Annotated in this window: 17 protein-coding genes; 12 read left to right on the top strand and 5 right to left on the bottom strand. The window is 36.3% G+C overall.

The window, feature by feature from the left end:
* Positions 1–9 precede the first annotated feature (9 nt).
* From PVK63_RS13745 to PVK63_RS13730, 4 genes are read left to right on the top strand one after another with little or no spacing between them, the layout of a single operon-like run.
* Positions 10–615 carry a hypothetical protein gene (locus PVK63_RS13745; protein ID WP_274440705.1) on the top strand — a complete coding sequence of 202 codons (606 nt, stop codon included), beginning with the start codon at positions 10–12 and terminating at the stop codon, positions 613–615.
* Between the two features lie 10 nt (positions 616–625).
* Positions 626–949, top strand: a complete 324-nt coding sequence (locus tag PVK63_RS13740) for a hypothetical protein (RefSeq protein ID WP_274440706.1) — start codon at positions 626–628, stop codon at positions 947–949.
* A complete protein-coding gene (locus tag PVK63_RS13735; protein ID WP_274440707.1) occupies positions 946–1,254 on the top strand; it encodes a hypothetical protein in 309 nt (102 codons plus the stop codon). Before PVK63_RS13740 ends, PVK63_RS13735 begins: the two co-directional genes overlap by 4 nt.
* A 56-nt stretch (positions 1,255–1,310) precedes the next feature.
* Positions 1,311–2,189 carry a hypothetical protein gene (locus tag PVK63_RS13730; protein ID WP_274440708.1) on the top strand — a complete coding sequence of 293 codons (879 nt, stop codon included), beginning with the start codon at positions 1,311–1,313 and terminating at the stop codon, positions 2,187–2,189.
* A 182-nt stretch (positions 2,190–2,371) separates the two neighbouring features.
* On the opposite strand, the gene PVK63_RS13725 is transcribed toward PVK63_RS13730, so the two are convergent.
* The 4 genes from PVK63_RS13725 to PVK63_RS13710 all read right to left on the bottom strand — a co-directional run bounded on the left by PVK63_RS13725 (position 2,372) and on the right by PVK63_RS13710 (position 7,174).
* On the bottom strand, positions 2,372–3,436 hold the full coding sequence (locus PVK63_RS13725; protein ID WP_274440709.1) for an Abi family protein: 1,065 nt from the start codon (positions 3,434–3,436) through the stop codon (positions 2,372–2,374).
* A 567-nt stretch (positions 3,437–4,003) separates the two neighbouring features.
* Positions 4,004–4,744: a hypothetical protein gene (locus PVK63_RS13720; RefSeq protein ID WP_274440710.1), complete on the bottom strand. Its 741-nt coding sequence runs from the start codon at positions 4,742–4,744 to the stop codon at positions 4,004–4,006.
* Complete coding sequence (locus tag PVK63_RS13715; RefSeq protein ID WP_274440711.1) at positions 4,744–5,799, bottom strand: ParB N-terminal domain-containing protein; 1,056 nt, start codon at positions 5,797–5,799, stop codon at positions 4,744–4,746. The genes PVK63_RS13720 and PVK63_RS13715 overlap by 1 nt, the downstream gene beginning before the upstream one ends.
* Before the next feature lie 10 nt (positions 5,800–5,809).
* Entirely contained in the window at positions 5,810–7,174 is a 1,365-nt protein-coding gene (locus PVK63_RS13710) for a ParA family protein (RefSeq protein ID WP_274449262.1), read from the bottom strand.
* Between the two features lie 237 nt (positions 7,175–7,411).
* On the opposite strand from PVK63_RS13710, the gene PVK63_RS13705 reads away from it, so the two are divergent.
* The 8 genes from PVK63_RS13705 (at position 7,412) to PVK63_RS13670 (ending at position 16,634) form a co-directional block, all read left to right on the top strand.
* Positions 7,412–9,310: a PD-(D/E)XK nuclease-like domain-containing protein gene (locus PVK63_RS13705; protein WP_274440713.1), complete on the top strand. Its 1,899-nt coding sequence runs from the start codon at positions 7,412–7,414 to the stop codon at positions 9,308–9,310.
* Positions 9,310–10,251, top strand: a complete 942-nt coding sequence (locus tag PVK63_RS13700) for a hypothetical protein (RefSeq protein ID WP_274440714.1) — start codon at positions 9,310–9,312, stop codon at positions 10,249–10,251. Before PVK63_RS13705 ends, PVK63_RS13700 begins: the two co-directional genes overlap by 1 nt.
* 111 nt (positions 10,252–10,362) lie before the next feature.
* Entirely contained in the window at positions 10,363–11,952 is a 1,590-nt protein-coding gene (locus tag PVK63_RS13695; RefSeq protein ID WP_274440715.1) for a UvrD-helicase domain-containing protein, read from the top strand.
* 12 nt (positions 11,953–11,964) lie between these two features.
* The gene (locus PVK63_RS13690; protein WP_274440716.1) at positions 11,965–12,873 is read left to right on the top strand and encodes a hypothetical protein; all 909 of its coding nucleotides are present in this window, start codon (positions 11,965–11,967) and stop codon (positions 12,871–12,873) included.
* Positions 12,874–12,875: 2 nt separating this feature from the next.
* Positions 12,876–13,385 (top strand): hypothetical protein, encoded by a 510-nt coding sequence (locus PVK63_RS13685; protein ID WP_274440717.1) that lies wholly within the window; start codon positions 12,876–12,878, stop codon positions 13,383–13,385.
* An 11-nt stretch (positions 13,386–13,396) separates the two neighbouring features.
* Positions 13,397–14,281, top strand: a complete 885-nt coding sequence (locus tag PVK63_RS13680; protein ID WP_274440719.1) for a hypothetical protein — start codon at positions 13,397–13,399, stop codon at positions 14,279–14,281.
* A 62-nt stretch (positions 14,282–14,343) separates the two neighbouring features.
* Complete coding sequence (locus PVK63_RS13675; RefSeq protein WP_274440718.1) at positions 14,344–15,636, top strand: hypothetical protein; 1,293 nt, start codon at positions 14,344–14,346, stop codon at positions 15,634–15,636.
* A gap of 17 nt (positions 15,637–15,653) precedes the next feature.
* Positions 15,654–16,634: a DNA replication terminus site-binding protein gene (locus tag PVK63_RS13670; protein ID WP_192957829.1), complete on the top strand. Its 981-nt coding sequence runs from the start codon at positions 15,654–15,656 to the stop codon at positions 16,632–16,634.
* On the opposite strand, the gene PVK63_RS13665 is transcribed toward PVK63_RS13670, so the two are convergent.
* Entirely contained in the window at positions 16,588–18,561 is a 1,974-nt protein-coding gene (locus tag PVK63_RS13665; protein WP_192957830.1) for a replication initiator protein RctB domain-containing protein, read from the bottom strand. The two genes, PVK63_RS13670 and PVK63_RS13665, sit on opposite strands and share 47 nt — an antisense overlap.
* Between the last annotated feature and the right edge of the window lie 1,123 nt (positions 18,562–19,684).

The following is a 19,684-nucleotide window of genomic DNA, read 5'->3' as shown; positions in this document are numbered from 1 at the left end:
GAAGGATCCATGAGTATTATCTTAAAAACGTTAGGGATAACCGCAACAGACATTGAACGTGTGGAGCAACAGCAACAAGAGCATGAAAAGGATGTCACAGCCCTAAAGAAGAAGTGGTCAAGCTGGCTCAAGGAATATGAGCAACAGGCTAAAAACCAACGCATCACGGTTATGCTAAGAAATAACTTGCTAACCACTAATACAGAAACAATATCCGCAACCCAAAAAGCGTTAAATAAAACGGTTGCATGGTCAAGCAGTCGGTACAACGAAAATAAAAAAGCTGACGTTGTGAAATCTATTTTAAAAGATATTGCAACAATAGACCCAGATACAATAAATATTGGCCCACAATTCACGACAGGTTGTTTTAGTGAGGGGGCTCACTCGTATGGAGAAAACTCATTTAATGCCACGTTTTCTAGTGAAGGCAGCTATCGATTATATTGCGTGTATGGCTCACCATACTTGCTAATTGAAGGAATGGGCATTGTGCTATTTGAAGGCTTTAACTACCCTCCTCATCCCTTTCTGTTCCCATATGATGCAGAAATAGAAACAAAGTACCAAGAATACGAAAATGAAATGAGCCACCTGACATCATCCATTTTTTAAAGGTATCCCTATGACGCAAACATTATCGCTAAAAGAACACCGTTGCCCATATGCGATGTCAATAACAAGGCGAGCGATTGAAGTGGCTATGAGTTCTGGATTTACAGGCCTTATTGAAATCGAAACCATTGAACACGCAATGGAAAACCATATACAACAGTTTATTAATTCATATGAGCTACCGATAAAAATCAATGAATGTTATAACGTACCGCTAACTAAGGATAAAATAGACCAATGGTGTGAAGAAGATGATGCCATTACCGAGGATTTCATTGGTTTTGATAAGATTTATGTCATTCAATTACATATTGGAGAAAAGGAAGCATCATGAAACAACTACAAAAAACAAAACCTAATATTGTAACTACTATCGTTGGATTTCTAGCTATCGCCATATCCTGTTATTCCATCTTTTTATCATCTTCAGAAAAAGAAATAACAACGCAGACAGATCATGTTCAAATCGAAAAAAAACGAAAACTATCGAAAGAAGCTTGTGAGAACTACATCAAAGAACAAAACAAGCCATTTAGTTTGTTAGTAGTTTATTCTGATAGTTGCATAATTAGTGATGATATTACAGGCGCTAAAGTAACTATTAATACAAAATTGATTATTAGTAATCAAGTAAACTAAGCGCATTCAAATAACACTAGCGATCATTTTTCAAAAAAATAAAGCCGAGACCCAAAATGAATATTCCGACTGATTATCAATTTTCATTTAATACCAATAATGCAGAAAAGAAAATTAAGAAAATGTTTGGTCCCTTCCCTTCGACCGCTCAGTATGCGATCAAACACAAAGAAGAAAAGCACACTTCTGAATCATGGGGAGAATGGACCCTAAAAAGCTTTCCAGATAATAACCATACTGGCTATTTTTCAACAAGCAGTGGGCTTGGTGTTGGTGTTGCATTGCTCAAAAATGGGATCCCTGTAATGTCTCAAACACCATTAGAATTAGAATCACATCTTGTAGCCCAGCACTCAGCAAAAGGCAGAGTTGTCGTTGCAGGTCTGGGGCTTGCCATGATCACGTTGAGTCTTTTAAAGAAAAAAGAGATCACAAGTCTAACGGTTCTAGAAATTGATAATGAAATAATCTCCATGTTTCCTTCCATTTTAACGGGGGAAAGCAACAAATTATGGACCGATAATATAAAGACAGGTCGATTAAAAATCATCCAAACCGATTGTAAATTACCTTTTAATGACGACGTACTAAAACAGATTGGTAAAGTGGATTATTTATGGGCGGATATTTGGAATGAATTGTGCTCAACGGAAGCACTTAGTATTACCCAAAACCTTTCTAATCAATTAAAACCTACTCAGTGCGATTTCTGGGGGGCGGAAATAGAGATAGCACTAAAGACACTCAAGCAAGGTAAGTATATGTGCTTAAAGACCTTTAAAGAGGTGGCTCATGGTTTTAAGTTACCATTAAGCATATTAAGTATGGACGGTAAAAAATTGAAGATGTATGCCGAGCTATCACTTGTCGCAGCAAAAAACACCTACCAACAAGAAAAATTAGCAAATACGAAAAAACCGTCGGTGACAATATAGTTCGAAGCTGTAAGTCACTTCCTGTCTTTTGTTTCGACGGATTTTTGGACAGAGTCGGTCAGGTATCGAAAATTTCATCAAGTAAAACATGATCTGACTCCACTGACATACCCCTTAGTGTGTTTCCTTAATTAAACAACAAGACTAATCCAAGTAGCCTTGTTGTTGCTAATTAATTGAGTTTATTGTTTTACTTGAGTCGCATTGGGATGATTGCCTTGAGCTGGGGCAGGTTTAGGAATAAAAGTAACATCAATACCAACAGACAAAGGCCAAGCTTTCCGTCTCTTCTGCATTTGTTTGTTGGTGTAGAATACCTGATGCGACTTTTTACAGCGTATAATCGCATAGTTGGCCGTCACACTAACTACTTCACCTTGGCGTCTGGTGTTGATTTCATGTCTTTCTTTCCATTCAGTAATGTCTGGAACAGAAGGAAGTCCCGATGCTAACATTTTACTTCGCCATAGCGTATGTTGAGAGCAGGCTATTCCCATAAGTTTGTCGTTATCTATGACAGACAACAACTTTAAGTTATTGGGATTGATCCAACGAATGACTTTTAAGCACTGTTCATAATGGGCAACAACAGTATTTATGCTGTCATCGGAATCAAATAAATCTGTTGCTTTCCAGATTGGTTCATGATGAGCGATACGATTTCTAAGTTTATTGATTTCGAATATGTTTGAGCTAATATGGTTAATACTCAAAGGTGTACCGTTTAAGTCCTTAGCATATGGAAAAACTAGGCTGTTAAGACTCGGCCAAAGTTCAATAATGGGAGGATTAGCAGGCGGCTGGCTTGAACGATGGTTTTTGTCTGTTAAGTGTACCCAAAAACCAAACGTTAGTTTTGCGATTAGATTATCAGGGGTAATAGCTTTCCCCTCTCTAGCCAAATCACCCCTAGCTTTATTTATCTGTTGAAATGCTGGGCGATTATTTTGATTTGTATAAGAATTGCAAAACCACAATCGGTCGATACTGGCTTTCTCTTTGGTCCAATCTTGTTGTGGAAAATTTGTTTCGACTAACTGCTCATGGTATTCGATGTAAGCATTATTGATAGCATTGCGCAAAGAAACTTCTAATACTTGAAGTACAGGATAAAAGAGACCTGATAACTGTTTGTTCCACGCATATAGTCCTAAGCTTTGTTCATCGCTTGCATCGCATAAGTTTGGCTTTTTGTAAGTAGAAAGCCGAGGGCTTGATAGTGTTTTAATTATTGATTCTACAGGCATATTAGTGTTCCGCTGTGATGATGATAAAGTATACCTATACTTCCAATAGTAAACAAACTACTTGACATAGAACTGAGATTGGCGATAGAATTCAGCTATCGACGGAAACGTCACTAGATTGAAAGCGCGGTACAGTGTGAAGCTGGTTGGTCTTAGACCCCGTTAGCGAGATATTATTCGAAGGGCTCCTTTTAGGAGCCTTTTTCGATCTTGTTCCTCTACCTCTACTCTTCTAACCCACCTTATACCTAGTACATCTAGGAAAAGAGTAGGTTTCCCTTTTTTGATTATGATTTCATCTAATGAAAATTTCACTCGTTTGCCCCCCATTTTTAATGACTCGTAACTTAATGTATAAGCAAAAATGAGTTTTAAACTGTTCACCGACAAAAACAGCCATTCAATATTATTTTTTTATCTATCACAACAAATATCAATTTACCTTTCGACTATCCGATCTCTTGTTCGTGGGCGTCGAAGGAAATGGCGCTTGAGGTAATTTTTTTAAAAAACGAGCAAGCGGAGAATTCACATCACTCGTCACTGGTCTTCGTTGCTTTTCTGAACTCATAAATTAAGCTCTTCACCCATTAATTCATAACTAATTGTTGATAATGCCGTTAACTGATTAAAATTGCGCTCTAACCAATGGTGCTCTAAATACAATTCAATGCCACGGCATAACCCGTACTCTTCATCACAGCCACTATCATTCACAAAGGTTCGCTCAGAAAAGTCAGTGACTAACTCTTGCTCAATAGAGCTTAACGCACTAATTGAACGAGTATAAACCTCTCCCCAATGTTCTTGTTTTAATAATAGGTCGTAGTTCACAATAATTAATAAATTGGTTCTAAGGTAACGGTACATTTTCTGCCAGATATCACCATGAGCCTCAACCACTTCAAATGCTTTAGTGGTGGATTCAATGTAATACACGACGGCATGGGCAACTTCATGAGCAACCAAGCATGCTAGCAATTCAATATATGGGCGCTTAACTAAACATGGAACTTTATCTTCCATTAACTCAGATTCAGAGTAATCAAATCCTTCATTTGTATTCCCATTAGAGAAAAGACCACCAAGAGATAATTGAACATAAGGCTGGCCATTTTTAATCCCACCAGAACTGCACTCTAAGCCATCCTTCCAAGTAACGTCTTTTTCGTAGTTCTCTGCAATATCATCAGGAACAAAAAATGGAGAGGCACTATCTATCGATAATCGAAATGCCAAAGCACACAGTGCTGAGCAATCCATTTCTGTTTGCTTACGAAAATGATCTGTTGGTTGATAATTATCCATTAAGATAAATACTCCTTCTCTAAAAGTTTGATTAACTCCTCAATATCCTTTTTGCTTGGTCGGGTTATCTTAGCGCTCAACGCTCCAGACTTTGACACAGTCAAAGAACCAGTTCGCTCCCCACTACCAAACGGAGTGTTAACTTTGAATTTATCTTCTTTTGGTTTTGCATCTTTAATGTCGTTAACTACCGACGCAAACGCATCTAAAAACACACTGTTACGCTGTAACGAATCATCAGAGCTAAACGTTAATGAATCAACCATCACTTTCAATGCATCAAGCAATACTTTTTCATCGTTGATCTGAGAAAGTAATTTATCTAACTTGGTTAATGTCGTTCTACCAATATCAGGCGGTGATGGGAATAAATCAATAATTTCTCGATTAACCTGACAAGCTTTCAGACCAGTACTAACTAAAGCAGCATTCACCTTAATTCGTTTTGAAAACTGAGCCTGACTTTCACCTTCTCTAATTTGGTCACGCCACATCAGTCCACGTTCGTACAAAGAAGGCTCACGATATTCATTGGCTTCAGAACTTAGTTCAGAAATAAAACTTGAATCAAATCGTTGCTCAGAAACTAAAATTCGGAATGGCTTCTCAGCAAAGATACAACCCTTTCTACGACTAGAACCATCAATAACATAAATGATATCACCATCAAGATAACCAAGAGCTGGAGTGATCATCCCTCGGTTTCGAATAGAATCCGCTAACTTATGTAAAGAATAAGGTGTTAACCATTCTTGAATTCGACCATTCTCTGCCGCTACCTGAGTTCGAGCCTCAATATCTTGAGGCTCAATTTCCATGTATCTAAAATGAATCTCTTCACCTTTATAGATAATGGATAAACTGGTCGTGCTATCTGACACGACTTTGGCTAACTCGGTATCAAGCGTTAACGGCTCAAGCTCTTCCAAATTATCATGTTTAGACATTTCATCTAAATTTAGTGTCCGAGAATGCGCGACTCCGATTGAAGATGGAACTTGGGCTTTTTGAGAAAAGTTTGATACATTATCTTTATCACCAGTACGTTTAACCATTTTATATACCTTACAATTCGTCTAATATTTCTTGAACTTCTACACCAGCTTCATTACGTTGGTTACGCCAAGCCGCTTTCATGTCACGTTCAATACTTGCTGCAATTTCAATGACATTGCTTTGCGCATTTGATAGCGCTGATTTTGAACCAAACTGACTGCGGTTGCTGTCTTTAATTTGCTTACTGTATTCTGACGGTGATAAATCAAATAGCGTTTTAAAATGGTCAGAACATCGCTTCACGGCTTCTGAATGTTTAAATTGAGGATATAGGTCATCAGATAAGAAGAACTTAATTTCATCAATAAATTGTTTTTCTGCTTTTGATGAGCTCTCTTTAGTATTCGATAAAACCAACCGAACAAAATCATAACCATGATGGCCATTATTAAACATAGTTCTATAGTAGCTAGGAAGTTGCTTGGTGTACTTAAAAGTACTGTCACGGTCATTCTGAGAGGCCATCAACGGGATAATACTGCTGGTCGCAACATACTGAGCTGCAAAAGCCGCTTCATTAAGTTGTGGTGGCGTATCAATCAAAATAACATCGAAGTCATCTTGAATCGCATTAATGATAGGAAGCAGTGCCTCATGTGATTTATAGCCACTGTCTTGCATCGAGCGAGATTTTGATAGGTAATCAAATTTCGTATCTGTTTCACGAGCTGGACACATCCATAAGTTAGGGATGTTCGTTTCTAAAAATGAATCACGACAAACCGAATCAAAAGTTTCCCCTTCATCCAATTCAAAATCGTTCTCTAGTAAATCACCAATACTTAGTGCCTCTTCATTTTGAGACTTAAAATAAGGCAACAATAAATCAGTTAATGACCCTTGAGGATCCAAGTCTATTACAGCTATGCGATAACTCGTGCGTAAACTGGTCGCTAATGCCGCTGCAATATTAACAACAAACGTTGTCTTACCTGCCCCACCCTTCAAGTTGTTAATCACAAAAATCTGAAGTTTTTCACACTCAAGGCGCACTTTAGGGTGAAACGTATTCGCGATAGCTTGTGCGATTTGATTGCGCTCTAATTGAGATACACGCCAAACCGTTCTATTACCATCTTTGTATACGCCACCAATTTCATGCTGCGCCATTTGCTCAGCTAAATCACGAACGTCACGGCCATTAAAAAGATCGTCCAATATTTCCGATTTAGAAAATACACGCATGCGCTTGCCATTTGGACACATCAAAGGATCCTGAGCATCAACCTCAGAACTTGTCACAATCTGCTCTATACGTTTTTTCTCAAAAATAATCTTTTGAAACGCCAGATTAACACTTTGTAATTTTTTATATGTATCGTTTGGAGACATCATTTTTACTGAAGTCATAAAAGTTCTTAACGGGTTATTCATGCTCGGACATCCTTTTAATACACCATTCGTATGAAACAAGTGTAACACCACAAAATAACCGTAACAACAAAAATAGACGTAAGAAACAAAAATAGAATTAATAAATATAAAACAATTACTTATACTTAAATATGCGATTAACATCAAAATTAGTGTTTAAATTTAAATCAAATTAACCTTGCTTATAATTCAGTTTGCGGTATATTGGATGTGTCAGTTAAACAAATCGAGGTTATTATGATTAATCAAACTATTGCTAGCTCCTTACTTGATACCGATATTCCCATGAATGTTCTTATGGCTAATCCATCAGGCTTTATGGCAAAACTTAATGATGTTGATTATTTTGCAATTAATGCACATAGCAAGCATGGCATTGAACCAGCACTCAAAAGCGGTATTGATTACCATTTCTACACAGCAGATAAAGAGAAGAATGAAAAAGAAGCCAGTGACGCTATGAATGATGGTCGTCTTCTTCATCTGCTTACTCTAGAACGCGCTCAGTTTGAAAAGATGTATACCCTTCAAACTGATTTCGATAAGACCAATGAAGGTAATGCGCTGTACTTTGAAAACACTGAAGCACTTAAAGCCTTTGTGGTCGCTCATAACAAAAAACATTCCGAATGGGCAGAGGCCGTTGAAAGTGCGGTTGTCATCTTTAATAAGGCGAGTAACAGCTCAACGAAAGAAGTCACCAATTACGCAAATTTACCACTTGAGTACCAAACAGCCGAAGTATCAAAGAATCGCATTAAAACATTAATCGCGTCATATGAAGAATCGGTATTCACGCTAATTGAAATGGGTCTATCCGATGACGAATTAGAAGGGGTAGTTAAAAATGCGTATAGCAATATCACAGATATGACCAATTGGGATACGCCTGATTTTTCAAAAAAATGGGAGAAAGCTACAACCTCGCGATTAAAAGCACGAGAAATAAACCAGCTCATCAATATTAAGTTAGTGGCTTTTGAAGCTTTAAGTGATGACGATAAAATTAATACCATTCCTTTATTCGTTAAAGAAGCATCATTAAATAAAGGCTCTGTTACAAAGGCGCTTAAACACTATCAATCGCACCAAAAGAATCAAATCACGTTAATTGAAAAAAACTTAACGCCTAATGAAAAAGTAAACGCATTATTAGCTCAAGGTTGTAATGAAGAATTAAACGCCATTGAATATTACTATCGTGAAAAGTTAGTAAATGTGGGTAACAAGCACCCAGAAAAAGGCACTTGGGACGCCAGAGATGTGCTTGAGTTAATTAACTCATGTTACGACTCCCCTGCTCTATTTAAACCGACTCTTGTTGAATCTGAGCGAGCACAAGCAGAGCGTGATAACAAACAATTAATCACACCTGAAATTCTGGACCATGCAAACAAGATCGTAAATGCCATTTATGAATGCCCTGAAGCAAAAAAATGGCTACAGCTTGAAGGCAACGAATTTGAAGTTGGCATGTTTTGGAATGATGAGAAAACAGGAGACTTATGCAAAGGTAAGGTTGATGTATTAAATCGTCTTTATAACATTATGATGGATTTGAAATTTGTACGTACCGTTGATTACGACCGTTTGGACCGTGATAGTGGTGCATTGAATTATCACTTCCAAGATGCCATGTACCGCACAGGCTTCGACCTCATTGAAGCAAAAGAGCATGAGAACGATAAAGACGAAGAGCATAAGCTTAATAAATTCATTTTTATTGTTGTAGAAAAAGATGCACCAAAATTAGGCGCAGCAACAACAAAACCTATTCGTGTTCGTGTGGTGGAATACACCGACCCTTGCGATATAGAGCGAGCTAAAGAACTAATCGATTGTGCAATTTGGCGCATTAATAAATGGGCAACGCTTGGTTATTACGAAGGCTTTAACGGTCTTGATTCAATCCAAATTCCTGTATATCAACGTAAACAAGAAAACAATTTATTAGATTTAATTAATGCTGAAAAACAAGGTTGGGACGAAATTCAACAACAAAAAGCAAACGAACAAACAGCCGAAGCAACTAAAGAACAAAGCACGGGTACTGAACAAGAAGAACCATGTGTATCAGCACCAATTTATGACTTACCTGAAATTGGCGGCCTATGGGGTCTGCAAGGAGCACGATAATGAACAATACATCTTGGAAAGACAAAGATTATTTAGACCAAATTGAACGCTTTGCAAAATTGCTTTCTAAATCTAAAGCTATTCACATTACATTTAGAAATGATGTAGAAACATGCTTCATGCTTTGCTTGATGGCCGATGGTTGGAGTATTCATCCTCACATTGTTGCTGCTAATAGTTTTTACGATAACTTTGGGCGCTTGAGTCATACAGGTAAATTATTGAAGTTGATCTTAAATGAAAGCCCTCTTGTTGAGAAAGTAGATGTTTCATATGAAGGGGATTGGGCCGCAATTAGCAATAAGTTTAAAATGGTTGATAACGTCGCAGTACCCTCGTGGGAGCCATCTATTGAGAGAACTTTATCATGCACCATTACAGTAAAACTAACGAATGGTGAAACACACATTGAGCGTACCACTCTTGGTGATCTTGATTTGAACTTTAGAAGTTTAAATCAAGCATGGGCAATGAGAACGTACAATCAAATTTATAATCATACCCTTCGTCAAATTACAAATGGCAAGCTAAGTCATATTATTTTAGACATGGATTCAACTGAAGCTTTCGAAGAGCAAACAGCCGCAGAAAAACTTGCTAGTGACAATTCAATTGTAATTAGAGCGAGCAAAGAAGAAAGCAGCATGGATGATAACGTTAGCCCTGAAGTTGAGCAAAATGTAGAAGTAGAAACGGGTACTGTTATTTCAACGCCTATTAACTCTGACGCATTTATCCTCTTACAAAAAGAGCAAGTAGTACTATTAAGCGCTATCGACAGTAATGATGTTCAACAAAGTGACGTTCAAGCACAAATTGCTCAATGGGTTGGTAGTGTTCAAAAAGAGCAAGACGCATTAAGTAGTTCAGAGCAAATGGAATTATCAAATCTTTACGATTCATTGGTTAAGAAGTTTAAAGCACAAGCAATAGCAGCATAGCGTTTACGGGGTAAACGTGTAAAAAGCTCACCACCGTTTACGGGGTAAACGTGTAAAAACACGATGACCGTTTACGGGGTAAACGTGTAAAAAAATAGGCAGGGATATATCATGTACAGTAATTATAATTTTAAAGGTTTACCGCTAAGTGAGGAGCAATCTAATTGCTTAGAGCTCTTTAGTAACATGGATTATAATGAAACACTTGGCATTCAAGCAGGGGCAGGGGCAAGTAAAACATTTACCTCAACTGCAATTGCTTCGTTAGTTATGCCAAATTGTCGTGGTTTATATCTAGCTTACAACTCAGCCATTGTTGAAGAAGTAAGAAAACAATTCCCTCGCTATGTGGATGTAACAACCACTCATGGGATTGCATATAAGTATGTAGGCAAGCACTATAAAGATAGATTAGTTGGTCGCTTAACAATTAAGGTTTATTTAAAAGTAGCTAAGCCTGTAAATGCTCAAGGCCTTATCACCCCACAAGCTTTTGCAGCTTCGGTAATGAAAACGATTAATACTTATTGTTTGTCTCAGGATATGAGTATTTCAGAAAAACACGTAATCTTACCAAAATCAAATGACCGCAAAGAAGATGCTACCGCCTTTCTTTCTGAAAAGGTGTCCATTGCAGCTAACGAGCTTTGGAAAGAACTGATTAACCCAAATGGAACGCTACCTATTACTCATGACGTCTATTTAAAATTATTCGTTTTGAAGATGGCACAGAACAAACTAAGTCTACCTTATGAATATGTCATGCTAGATGAAGCTCAAGATACCGCCCCTATTGCACAGCAGCTTATGCACCTATTATTGAATAGTAAGAAAGTAGCCGTCGGTGACAAGTTTCAATCTATCTATGAATGGCGTGGGGCTGATAATGCAATGGCTCATCTGAACTTTTCCAAAGAAGGCCAATTAACAACGTGTTATCGCTTTGGTCAATCCATTGCTGATTTAGCAAATAATGTACTTAATCATCACTTAAATGCAGGCGTAGCATTTAAAGGTAACCCAAAAAAAGAAAGCCAAATTATTACAGAAACAATACATAGCAAAGCTACGCCTAATAGACTTGTGCTATGCCGAACCAATGCAATGCTTTTCTCTGAAATGATGAAATCATTAAAACGAGGCGAGAAGCCATACTTACTAAAAGATCCAAATGCCCTATTCACCACCTTGAAAGGTATTGAACAATTAAAAGCTGGACGCACTCCAACAGAAAGCGCGGAGCTAACTAACTTTAGTTCTTGGGCAGAATTAAAAGAACACGCAAACAGTCAAATTGGAAGTGATTACTTACCACTAATTAAAGCAATTGATGAATATGGTATTTCATCATTAACAAAATCTGTAGAATCAGTAACTAATCAAGTAAAAGGGCAAGCAGATATAGTATTATCAACCGCTCATGCCAGTAAGGGGGCGGAAGCCAATCATGTAGTGCTAGCATCCGATTTTGACTATTACATGAATGGCAGTGACGTAGAAGACAGTGAGGTTAACTTACTCTATGTTGCTCTGACGCGAGCAAAAGAAACACTTGATATAGCACAATGTAGCGCTTTAAAACGTCTAATGGCAAATAAGGCACAACCAAAAATAGTTAATAACATTAACGCTGAACAAGTCATGCCACAGACGACAAAACGTAATCCAGCATTAGAACGATTAAATTTATTATTAAGTTAGGGAACACATTTTATGAGCCAAGACAAAAATCAAAAATTATGGCCATTAACGTACACTTTAGATAGCCAACAAAAAATCGAACATAACGGTGAACACCTAACGTTAGCGCAACTGTACTTAAAAGTAATCACAGAGCTCAGTAACACGAAAGAACACAATAAATATACGCTTGGTATTGATGATGAAATGATCCACGAATTATGGCGATTACCAGCTCTTCCAAGATTAACGTCCGATAATAAGATCACTTATTTAATGGCTAACTGCATTGATTACTCTTTCCCTGTTTTATTGGAAATACTAAAAAATATAATTTTATTAGAAAGTGAAAGTGAACAACGCAAAGCAATCGTCGAAGCCATTGACGCAAATCTGTCATGGCCATTAAAGAAGAAATCTAAAATAAAAAAAGATGATGCCGAGCAAAGTACTATTGGTGACATCTTATTTAAAGTCTTTAACCAAGGTCTCGAACAGCTTGAACGTAAAAATCTAAAAGAGTGGCCATCATTCTCAAAATATAATCTCATTGATAGTTTGAGAAAAAAGAAACTTTTTTATATTGATGAAAACAAAGGGAACTTAGAACTCACAATTAACGTGGGGGCAGATAGGCAACAACTAACAAGAATGATGTTGCAAGAAAACCCAACCGTTGAAATAAAAGAGAAGAAATCAAAACATATTGCTCTTGGTTCGTTAAAAGACAAGATCCTATTTATTGATGTTGCATGGACCTTAATAGAGCTTATTGAATCAAACGAAGCGTTATGTATGCATTATTATGAAATGCCACTAGCAGAATTAGTGCAAGTGAACAAAAATGATAACAATGACGAACACTCAATGCTTATTGAAAAAAGAAATCAAATGCGAGTAAAGTTACAGGCCGCATTTAATTACGACATGTTAGAGAGTTAATTATGTCTACCTTTGGAGAGATAACAGAGCTATACACAAAAACGGCTGTTTTACAGCTACAACGAGTACCTATTACTAAAGGGGATGTGGTTACTCATAATCTCCAAGTCACAATAGCGCCATTACTCTCATACGAGAATAATAACTCCAAAAAAGCAGACTTTAGCCAAAAGGTGGTAATGCAACTTTCTGAAGCTGGAATATCTAATCTTGCGATTGGCTTACTTGGATTTAAAAAAGCTGTCAGCATCGAAGGGTCAAGACATGGTGATAGTGCTAAAGTTCTTTATTTAAATGTGAATGAGAATGCAACTACAAATATTAATATAAGTAGCTCATCAAAAGGGCAGGGTAGCAATTCAAGACAAACGCAAAGTATCACCTTTCAAAATACTGAGCGTTATCCTCTGGTAAGAATTGCCGTTTCGCAACTAGCAAAAAATAACTTAGACCATGAACAATCATATGCAGATACATTGAACCTTTTAAAAGCTTGTATTATGCGCCCATAGAGATAAAAGTGATGACTAAATTAATTAAAGCGACATCCCTTACAATTGTGTTTTCATTGCTTTTATCTTATTTCTTTTATGATGAAATAAATTCACTACTAACCTATACATATACTGAAGAAATAACATTAGCCCATTCTGAAACCGTCTCGATTGGTATTCTGGATATCTTAAGTACGTATCTATCTAATGGTGTTTTTTATTCAACATTTGCATTCCTAACATCGCTTAATTCTTGGTTGCCTATGTTGCTTGGTGGGGTGGCAGTTACGACGTTCGCCCTATCTCGAAAACATAAAGAGTCTCTAACAAACACAACAAAATTATGGATTGTAGTTATTGCAACTTACGCGATGACTCAAATTATCACTCATAATTTTGATTTGAATTACTTAGCATACCAATGGGGCTTTACTGTATCGAACGGGGCAAGTGTTCCAACGAGCCCTTACTCTCTAACAACAACAGGGAGCATGATTGAATATCATTATTGGTTATCGATTAAAACCTTCTTTCAGGATTTTAAGTGGGAAGCTCTAGAAATAATTATTGGTGGGTTAGTGATCCTTTGGGCTACCATCAAAGCTTCTAGCCTTGCCTATGACGCAACAAAAAACCAAACCACATTGATAGATTTGTTACTTGTACCACTGGCCGCATTGTTGTCTCTATTTGCGGTTCTATTTTTACCATACCGTTTAAGTGGCTCTAGCGACGATGAAAATAACATTCAAGAGAAGCAGCTCAATGATTTATTTCTACGTATTGGTTTTTCAGAAAAACGTGCGCATAAATTAACTCATAAAATGACGGGTAGTGACTCCATGATATCGACCCTTAAGGATAATCAAGCGTCACTCATTCATACTATTATGAAAATCGTTAAATCAAAGTAAGCTGATTGAAAGTGGTTAGCATTGCGGTATAATGAAAGTATCATTTAACATGGACCTATATCATGAATATACTTGTCTCAGATGCATCACGCTTTGGTATAAAAGGTGGAAAAAAAGAATCTGAATTATCTCTATTAAATTTGTATCTTATTACAAATGGAGAAAAGCCAAATAGCACATCACAAGCGGTTCTTGTCTCCGAGCTTAATTTAACAAAAGCACAAAACATTGCAGAATCATCCGTTGTTATCAAACATGTGAACTTAAACAAAAAGGCTGGAGCTGCCAAAACGTCAATATGGCGCATTGATCCAGCCTTATCTCGAACAACAAAAACAGTTCAATGGGTTGAGTGTCACGATATTTATGATGACTACTACGTTGCGGATACCTTGCAATTAAAAGATGAAATAACAAATACTTTTTGGGGGAACACGCTTCAGAAGGGGCTTACTACCTGTTTAATTCTAGGTGTAAATCCATATAACTATCGCTCTATTATGCTTCCTATTCAAACGAATGAGAAAAAGCCAGCAGTAGAAACAACGGCTTGTAAACTCGCGTTTTGGAAACAAATAATTAAAGATGGTGGCCCTCAAAATATCACAATATCGACGGCTGAAAATCCTAATGCAAATCTAGATAATAAATTTACTGAAGTGGGAAGTGGTCATATTGATGAATATGGTTATGTATTGGAAGAGCAACCAATCACCTCAACGACAGCAACTCTAATCACAAAGCAAAAAGACAGCTTTATTGTTCGATATAAAGGTGAGCGAAGACATTGCATTCAAGAAAAAGCAAGAGGGAAGATCCCATTCGCTTTCAATCTAAAACACCCTTTATTACGAGTAAAAGTGCCATCTGGTTATAAATATATTTTATATCGTAATCTAAGTGATAATCGTGGGTTGTTTGAATGCTTGGTTGATAATAATCCTTCACTTTTCCAAGATGAAATAAAGACCATTGATAGTGCTATTGTGGAAGGGGGATTAACACTACAAAACATCATCGGTAAAAATGGAATTATCTACTCTCATCCAGAATTAGTGAACGAAATTAAGTCTCTTGAAATTGAAGTTCTAACATTAAATTCTACATGGGAAGCAATCGATCTAAGTATATTTCCAAAAGAAATTGAAAAACTGGTTCCCGAGGATATTTTAGAAAAACCCCTGCATAACTTTAAGTACAATTTTTCCATTCGTACTTTTGGTTTGCATCATTTTTCACGCTACCTACAGCACCCGTTAGATAAAAAGCATCTTCCAGTAAGGGAAGCACCTGAGCATTATTATTGGATGAAATGGTGTTTAAGTAATGACATCACATTTGAAAAATACGAATAGGTTTATAAAGGGCTGATATGTCTAATCACACAGAGTTTAAGTTTCTAGGTTCTACATTAAGTGGAGAGGGACTATATGACTATTTATTAAGTCTGCTGGATACAATTGAAGCTGAAGTATTGGATGTGTCAGCTCTTATTAGACAAGGGGAGATTGTTCACGCTGAAGTGGCCTGTTTGCCTGTTGCAGAAGTAACAGAGGATGGTATAGATACCATTCATCATGAAATAGAAACCATATACCCAACTCGTTTATATGGTAACGATGCGATTGAGGCTTATTTACGTAATATTCAATATCAATATAAGCATTCAGACTTATCTCCTAAAGGGGCTCGACGTTGTGTGGGTATTATCCATGTAAGAGGAAGTGCTGATTATGAAGAGCAATTAAAAGATAAGATCCATTTCATTAATCAGTTAAAGCTTGAAATTAAAACATACTTAAGTGCTTGCTGCCCAACATCAAGACATCGACAAAAGTTTTATCAACACACAAGAGTAGGGGTTCTACCTAAGACAGTAACACGCAAACTGCATTTAGCTAAGCCAGATGTGGCCTACGTTAGCTTTAGCTGGTTAAACAAAGGGTATTTACAAGAGAAGATAAACTATAAACGAGCCTTGGATATTTTACACAAAGCAAATGCAAGTATTGCCGAAAACAGAACAGATCTTGATGTCACTGATTTAAACTCAAGAGATGAAGTGAAGTTATCACCATTTGAGCATAAAGAAATCACTTGGATCCGACCAAGTAAATTAAATCCAAGATTTAAATGTTCGTATTATATTGATGAGGGGACGTATCAAGATGAACCAATCAGAGCAACAAGCCCACTCTTAATTGTTCAACGAACCCCACTTAAAAGATACAAAAAACTTGATGACTTTAGAGGGGTCCATACTTTAGCTAAAGTAGAAGGGCTTAAACGAGTTAAACGAACGCCAATTATAGAATATTTGGGTATGTATTCTCAGGTAATTCTTCCTGAATAAATAGCCCTTGAGAAAGCTTACTAATAAAAACATCCGATAGCTGAAATGTTTTACCTTCAATGAGAGTTATCAATTCAGGCTTAAGTGAGCTTCTTCGCGATAACTCTTTAAGGATCATATGAGAAGAAAGGTCTATTTGAGTATTTCCTGTAGCAGCTAATGATTTATAGATAATACTATAATGGTTACGCTGTAACGTTTGACCTTGTACTTTAAATGTATACAAGTTCTCTAATTCACCCGTAATAAAATCTTCAACCGATGGAACTGGAAGACCTATAGCATGAGCAATATATTTACATAACTTAGTCTTCTGCTCTGTGGTGGTATAATGGCTAATAAAAATATCTTCGCTATCAACGTTTAACTTAAAGTGATATTTAAAACGTTCCACATTTAGTTTTGCACCTACAGCCTTACTCAATGTGCGGTTAACTTTTAGTAAAGGCGATACGGCTTGTGCAAGAGGGTTTGCTATCGTTGGTGTTTTTTGATTTACACTTTTAATACCACAACAAGCCAAAGCCTCATCTAAATTAATGCTGATTTGAATTTCATTACATTCAAAATCAATCACACCATGATAGCCCCATAAATTGAATTTAAAAAAGCCATCGTCCTCAAGAGATGCTGATAAATGAGGATCATTTAAAGCATTCACTTTTATTATTTGAGTCTTTAGTGTTTCTTTAAATTGGCTCATTTCGCTGGTTCGCATAAGAGCTGATTTTAAATTAGCTAAAGTTTCAATGTAACTATTCTGATCGCGTAACTTTATTCTAAAGCGCAGAAATAGCATAAATATTAATGGCTGAACTGTTAATAAATTTGGAGGGAATGCAAAACTTGATTCATCCGATATCAATGAATTAAATAATTCATCTGGCCATTCGATAAGATATAACATTGCACTATCACCAAAGCTAACCTGATTATTTTCTGAAATTTCAGGAGCAATAGGAGTGAAAGGGGAGCATTGTTTAAATATTTTCAATTCGCGAGATAAATAACCTGACAACTGAACGCCTGTTAATTCTAATTCTTGTAATCCAATAACATCAAATGTTGTATCACGGATACTATTGAGTTGATCACGAACAGCTTGTCTTAATTGACCAGAGAAATCTCGAAGATGTCTTTTTCGAATAGCTAATACATCATCCACATAAATAGGGGTCAAGTTTTCTGGTATTCTACCTGTTCTTGAGTAATATTCTTGTTGTTTTGTATGATAGGCAAGCGTTAATGATAGCAATGAATACACTGTCATTAATTCATCATCTGTACATACATGGGAGTGAGATCTGGCTTGTGCAACTAACTTATGAGAATTGCCTTTTTCATCATTAACATAAAATTCAGTGGCCCATTGCGAAGTATGTATTCCTACTGGTGCAACAAGTTGATCAAAAGGGAATGAAGAACGTTGACGCACAATTGGAATGTGAGCCGCTTCTGGTCGTTCTCGAAATCCTTGGTTATCATATTCACGTTGAACTAACATTGCATTATGACGACGATGAGCATAGTTGGTTGTTCGTTCTGTTGAACGCTGAGTCAATTCTAATTGTAATTTAGGATTGAGCATTAATTGAATGCATTTAACTCTACCAATTAATTTATTTGAGTCATCAAATTTGAATGGTACATGCTGAAGTATTCCAAAGCTTTCAAGAGATCGAATGCGTTTGTTTAACGTTGGTTTATTGATTTCTAAAATGCTACAAAGTGAGTCTACGTCATAAGTAGATTCAGAATCTTTAACTTCCGAAACTGAAATGATAGCACTTAAGGTTTCTTGCTGGGCTTTTGACAAACAAGAAAAACAATCGAAGTCAGAAACTTTTAAAGAGAAATCTTCTGGAAAAAAGATAAACGATCCCTTTTTTGCTGTTCGATTATAAAAAGTTAATGATTCCTGATTCATTTCTAGTTTCTCAACGTGTTTTTCGGAAAAATAAGGTTACGTGCTTAAATTACCAAGAAAAGAGAAAACATGCAATTTAATCATGATCTTTTTTGGCCCCAAAGGATCTTGTTTTTTAAGATCAAAAAAAATCCTACTGTTCTCTTTTTTTATCAATTTATCTAATTCTATTTTTATATCATTCTAAGAGTTATCTAGTTATATATTCTAATTAGATCTCTTATATGCAGAGATATAGCTTATTAAGTTACTGAATAATATTGCTTTTTCTTCTCGGTTACTTTCTTTAAAAACAAAAGTAACATCTTGTTATAAAGACATTCCCATCCTTAATTATTCAATTGTGATATCCTGATTTAGCATAAGTAACATCTTGTAACTTGTGAAAATAACAGGCCTCGATCATATAAAACCATCTGTTAAGCTCGAAAATGACCTCCAATGATCTCATTAGTTACTTCCAATACTTTAGAAAGTAACATCCATTAATGACACAGGTTACTAACAGTTTGTTAAGGTGTTAGTGAAGTTAGCTGTGGATAACCTAATGCCGTGTTTTACGTTTTTCTTTTTAAGAAATATTAAAGAGGTTTGAGTTCTATGAATGACACTAAATAGCCAATCTTCCTTCATTTTTAATGAGGGAATTTAAGTAAATGCACATTATTTGAGTGAAATTTTGAGATATCACGTATAAAACGCTAACAAGGTGAGTTAAGGAAAAAGATTTAAAATTCTAACCTGTCATTTCAATGTTCGGATAATTTAAAGTGACGATAGTTACTTTCGATACTACAGCCTATAAGGGCTCAAAAGATTTTTCGGAAAAATTCGAGATGGAAAAGTTACTTTCAATGAAGGCGATATTTAAACATAAAACATCGCTATTGGTGTTTTTTTAAAGCTTGAACGGGCTTGAAATATATATTTATTTGTAGTAATGAAATTTGTTGTTTTTTGGCTATAAGTTAACCAATTAACCACTTATTAGAGAGCCGAATTAGTGAAAGTAACATCCAGTAGGATCTAAAGGATCTTGAAAGTAACATCCAGTAGAGCTGATTTGGCCTTAGAAAGTAACATCCAGTAGAAAGCGGTTTGGTTTTAGAAAGTAACATCCAGT

This window comes from Aliivibrio sp. S2TY2 (assembly GCF_028765525.1).
In the GTDB taxonomy this organism is placed as follows: domain Bacteria; phylum Pseudomonadota; class Gammaproteobacteria; order Enterobacterales; family Vibrionaceae; genus Aliivibrio; species Aliivibrio finisterrensis_A.
This window is presented reverse-complemented; position numbering and strand designations above follow the sequence as displayed.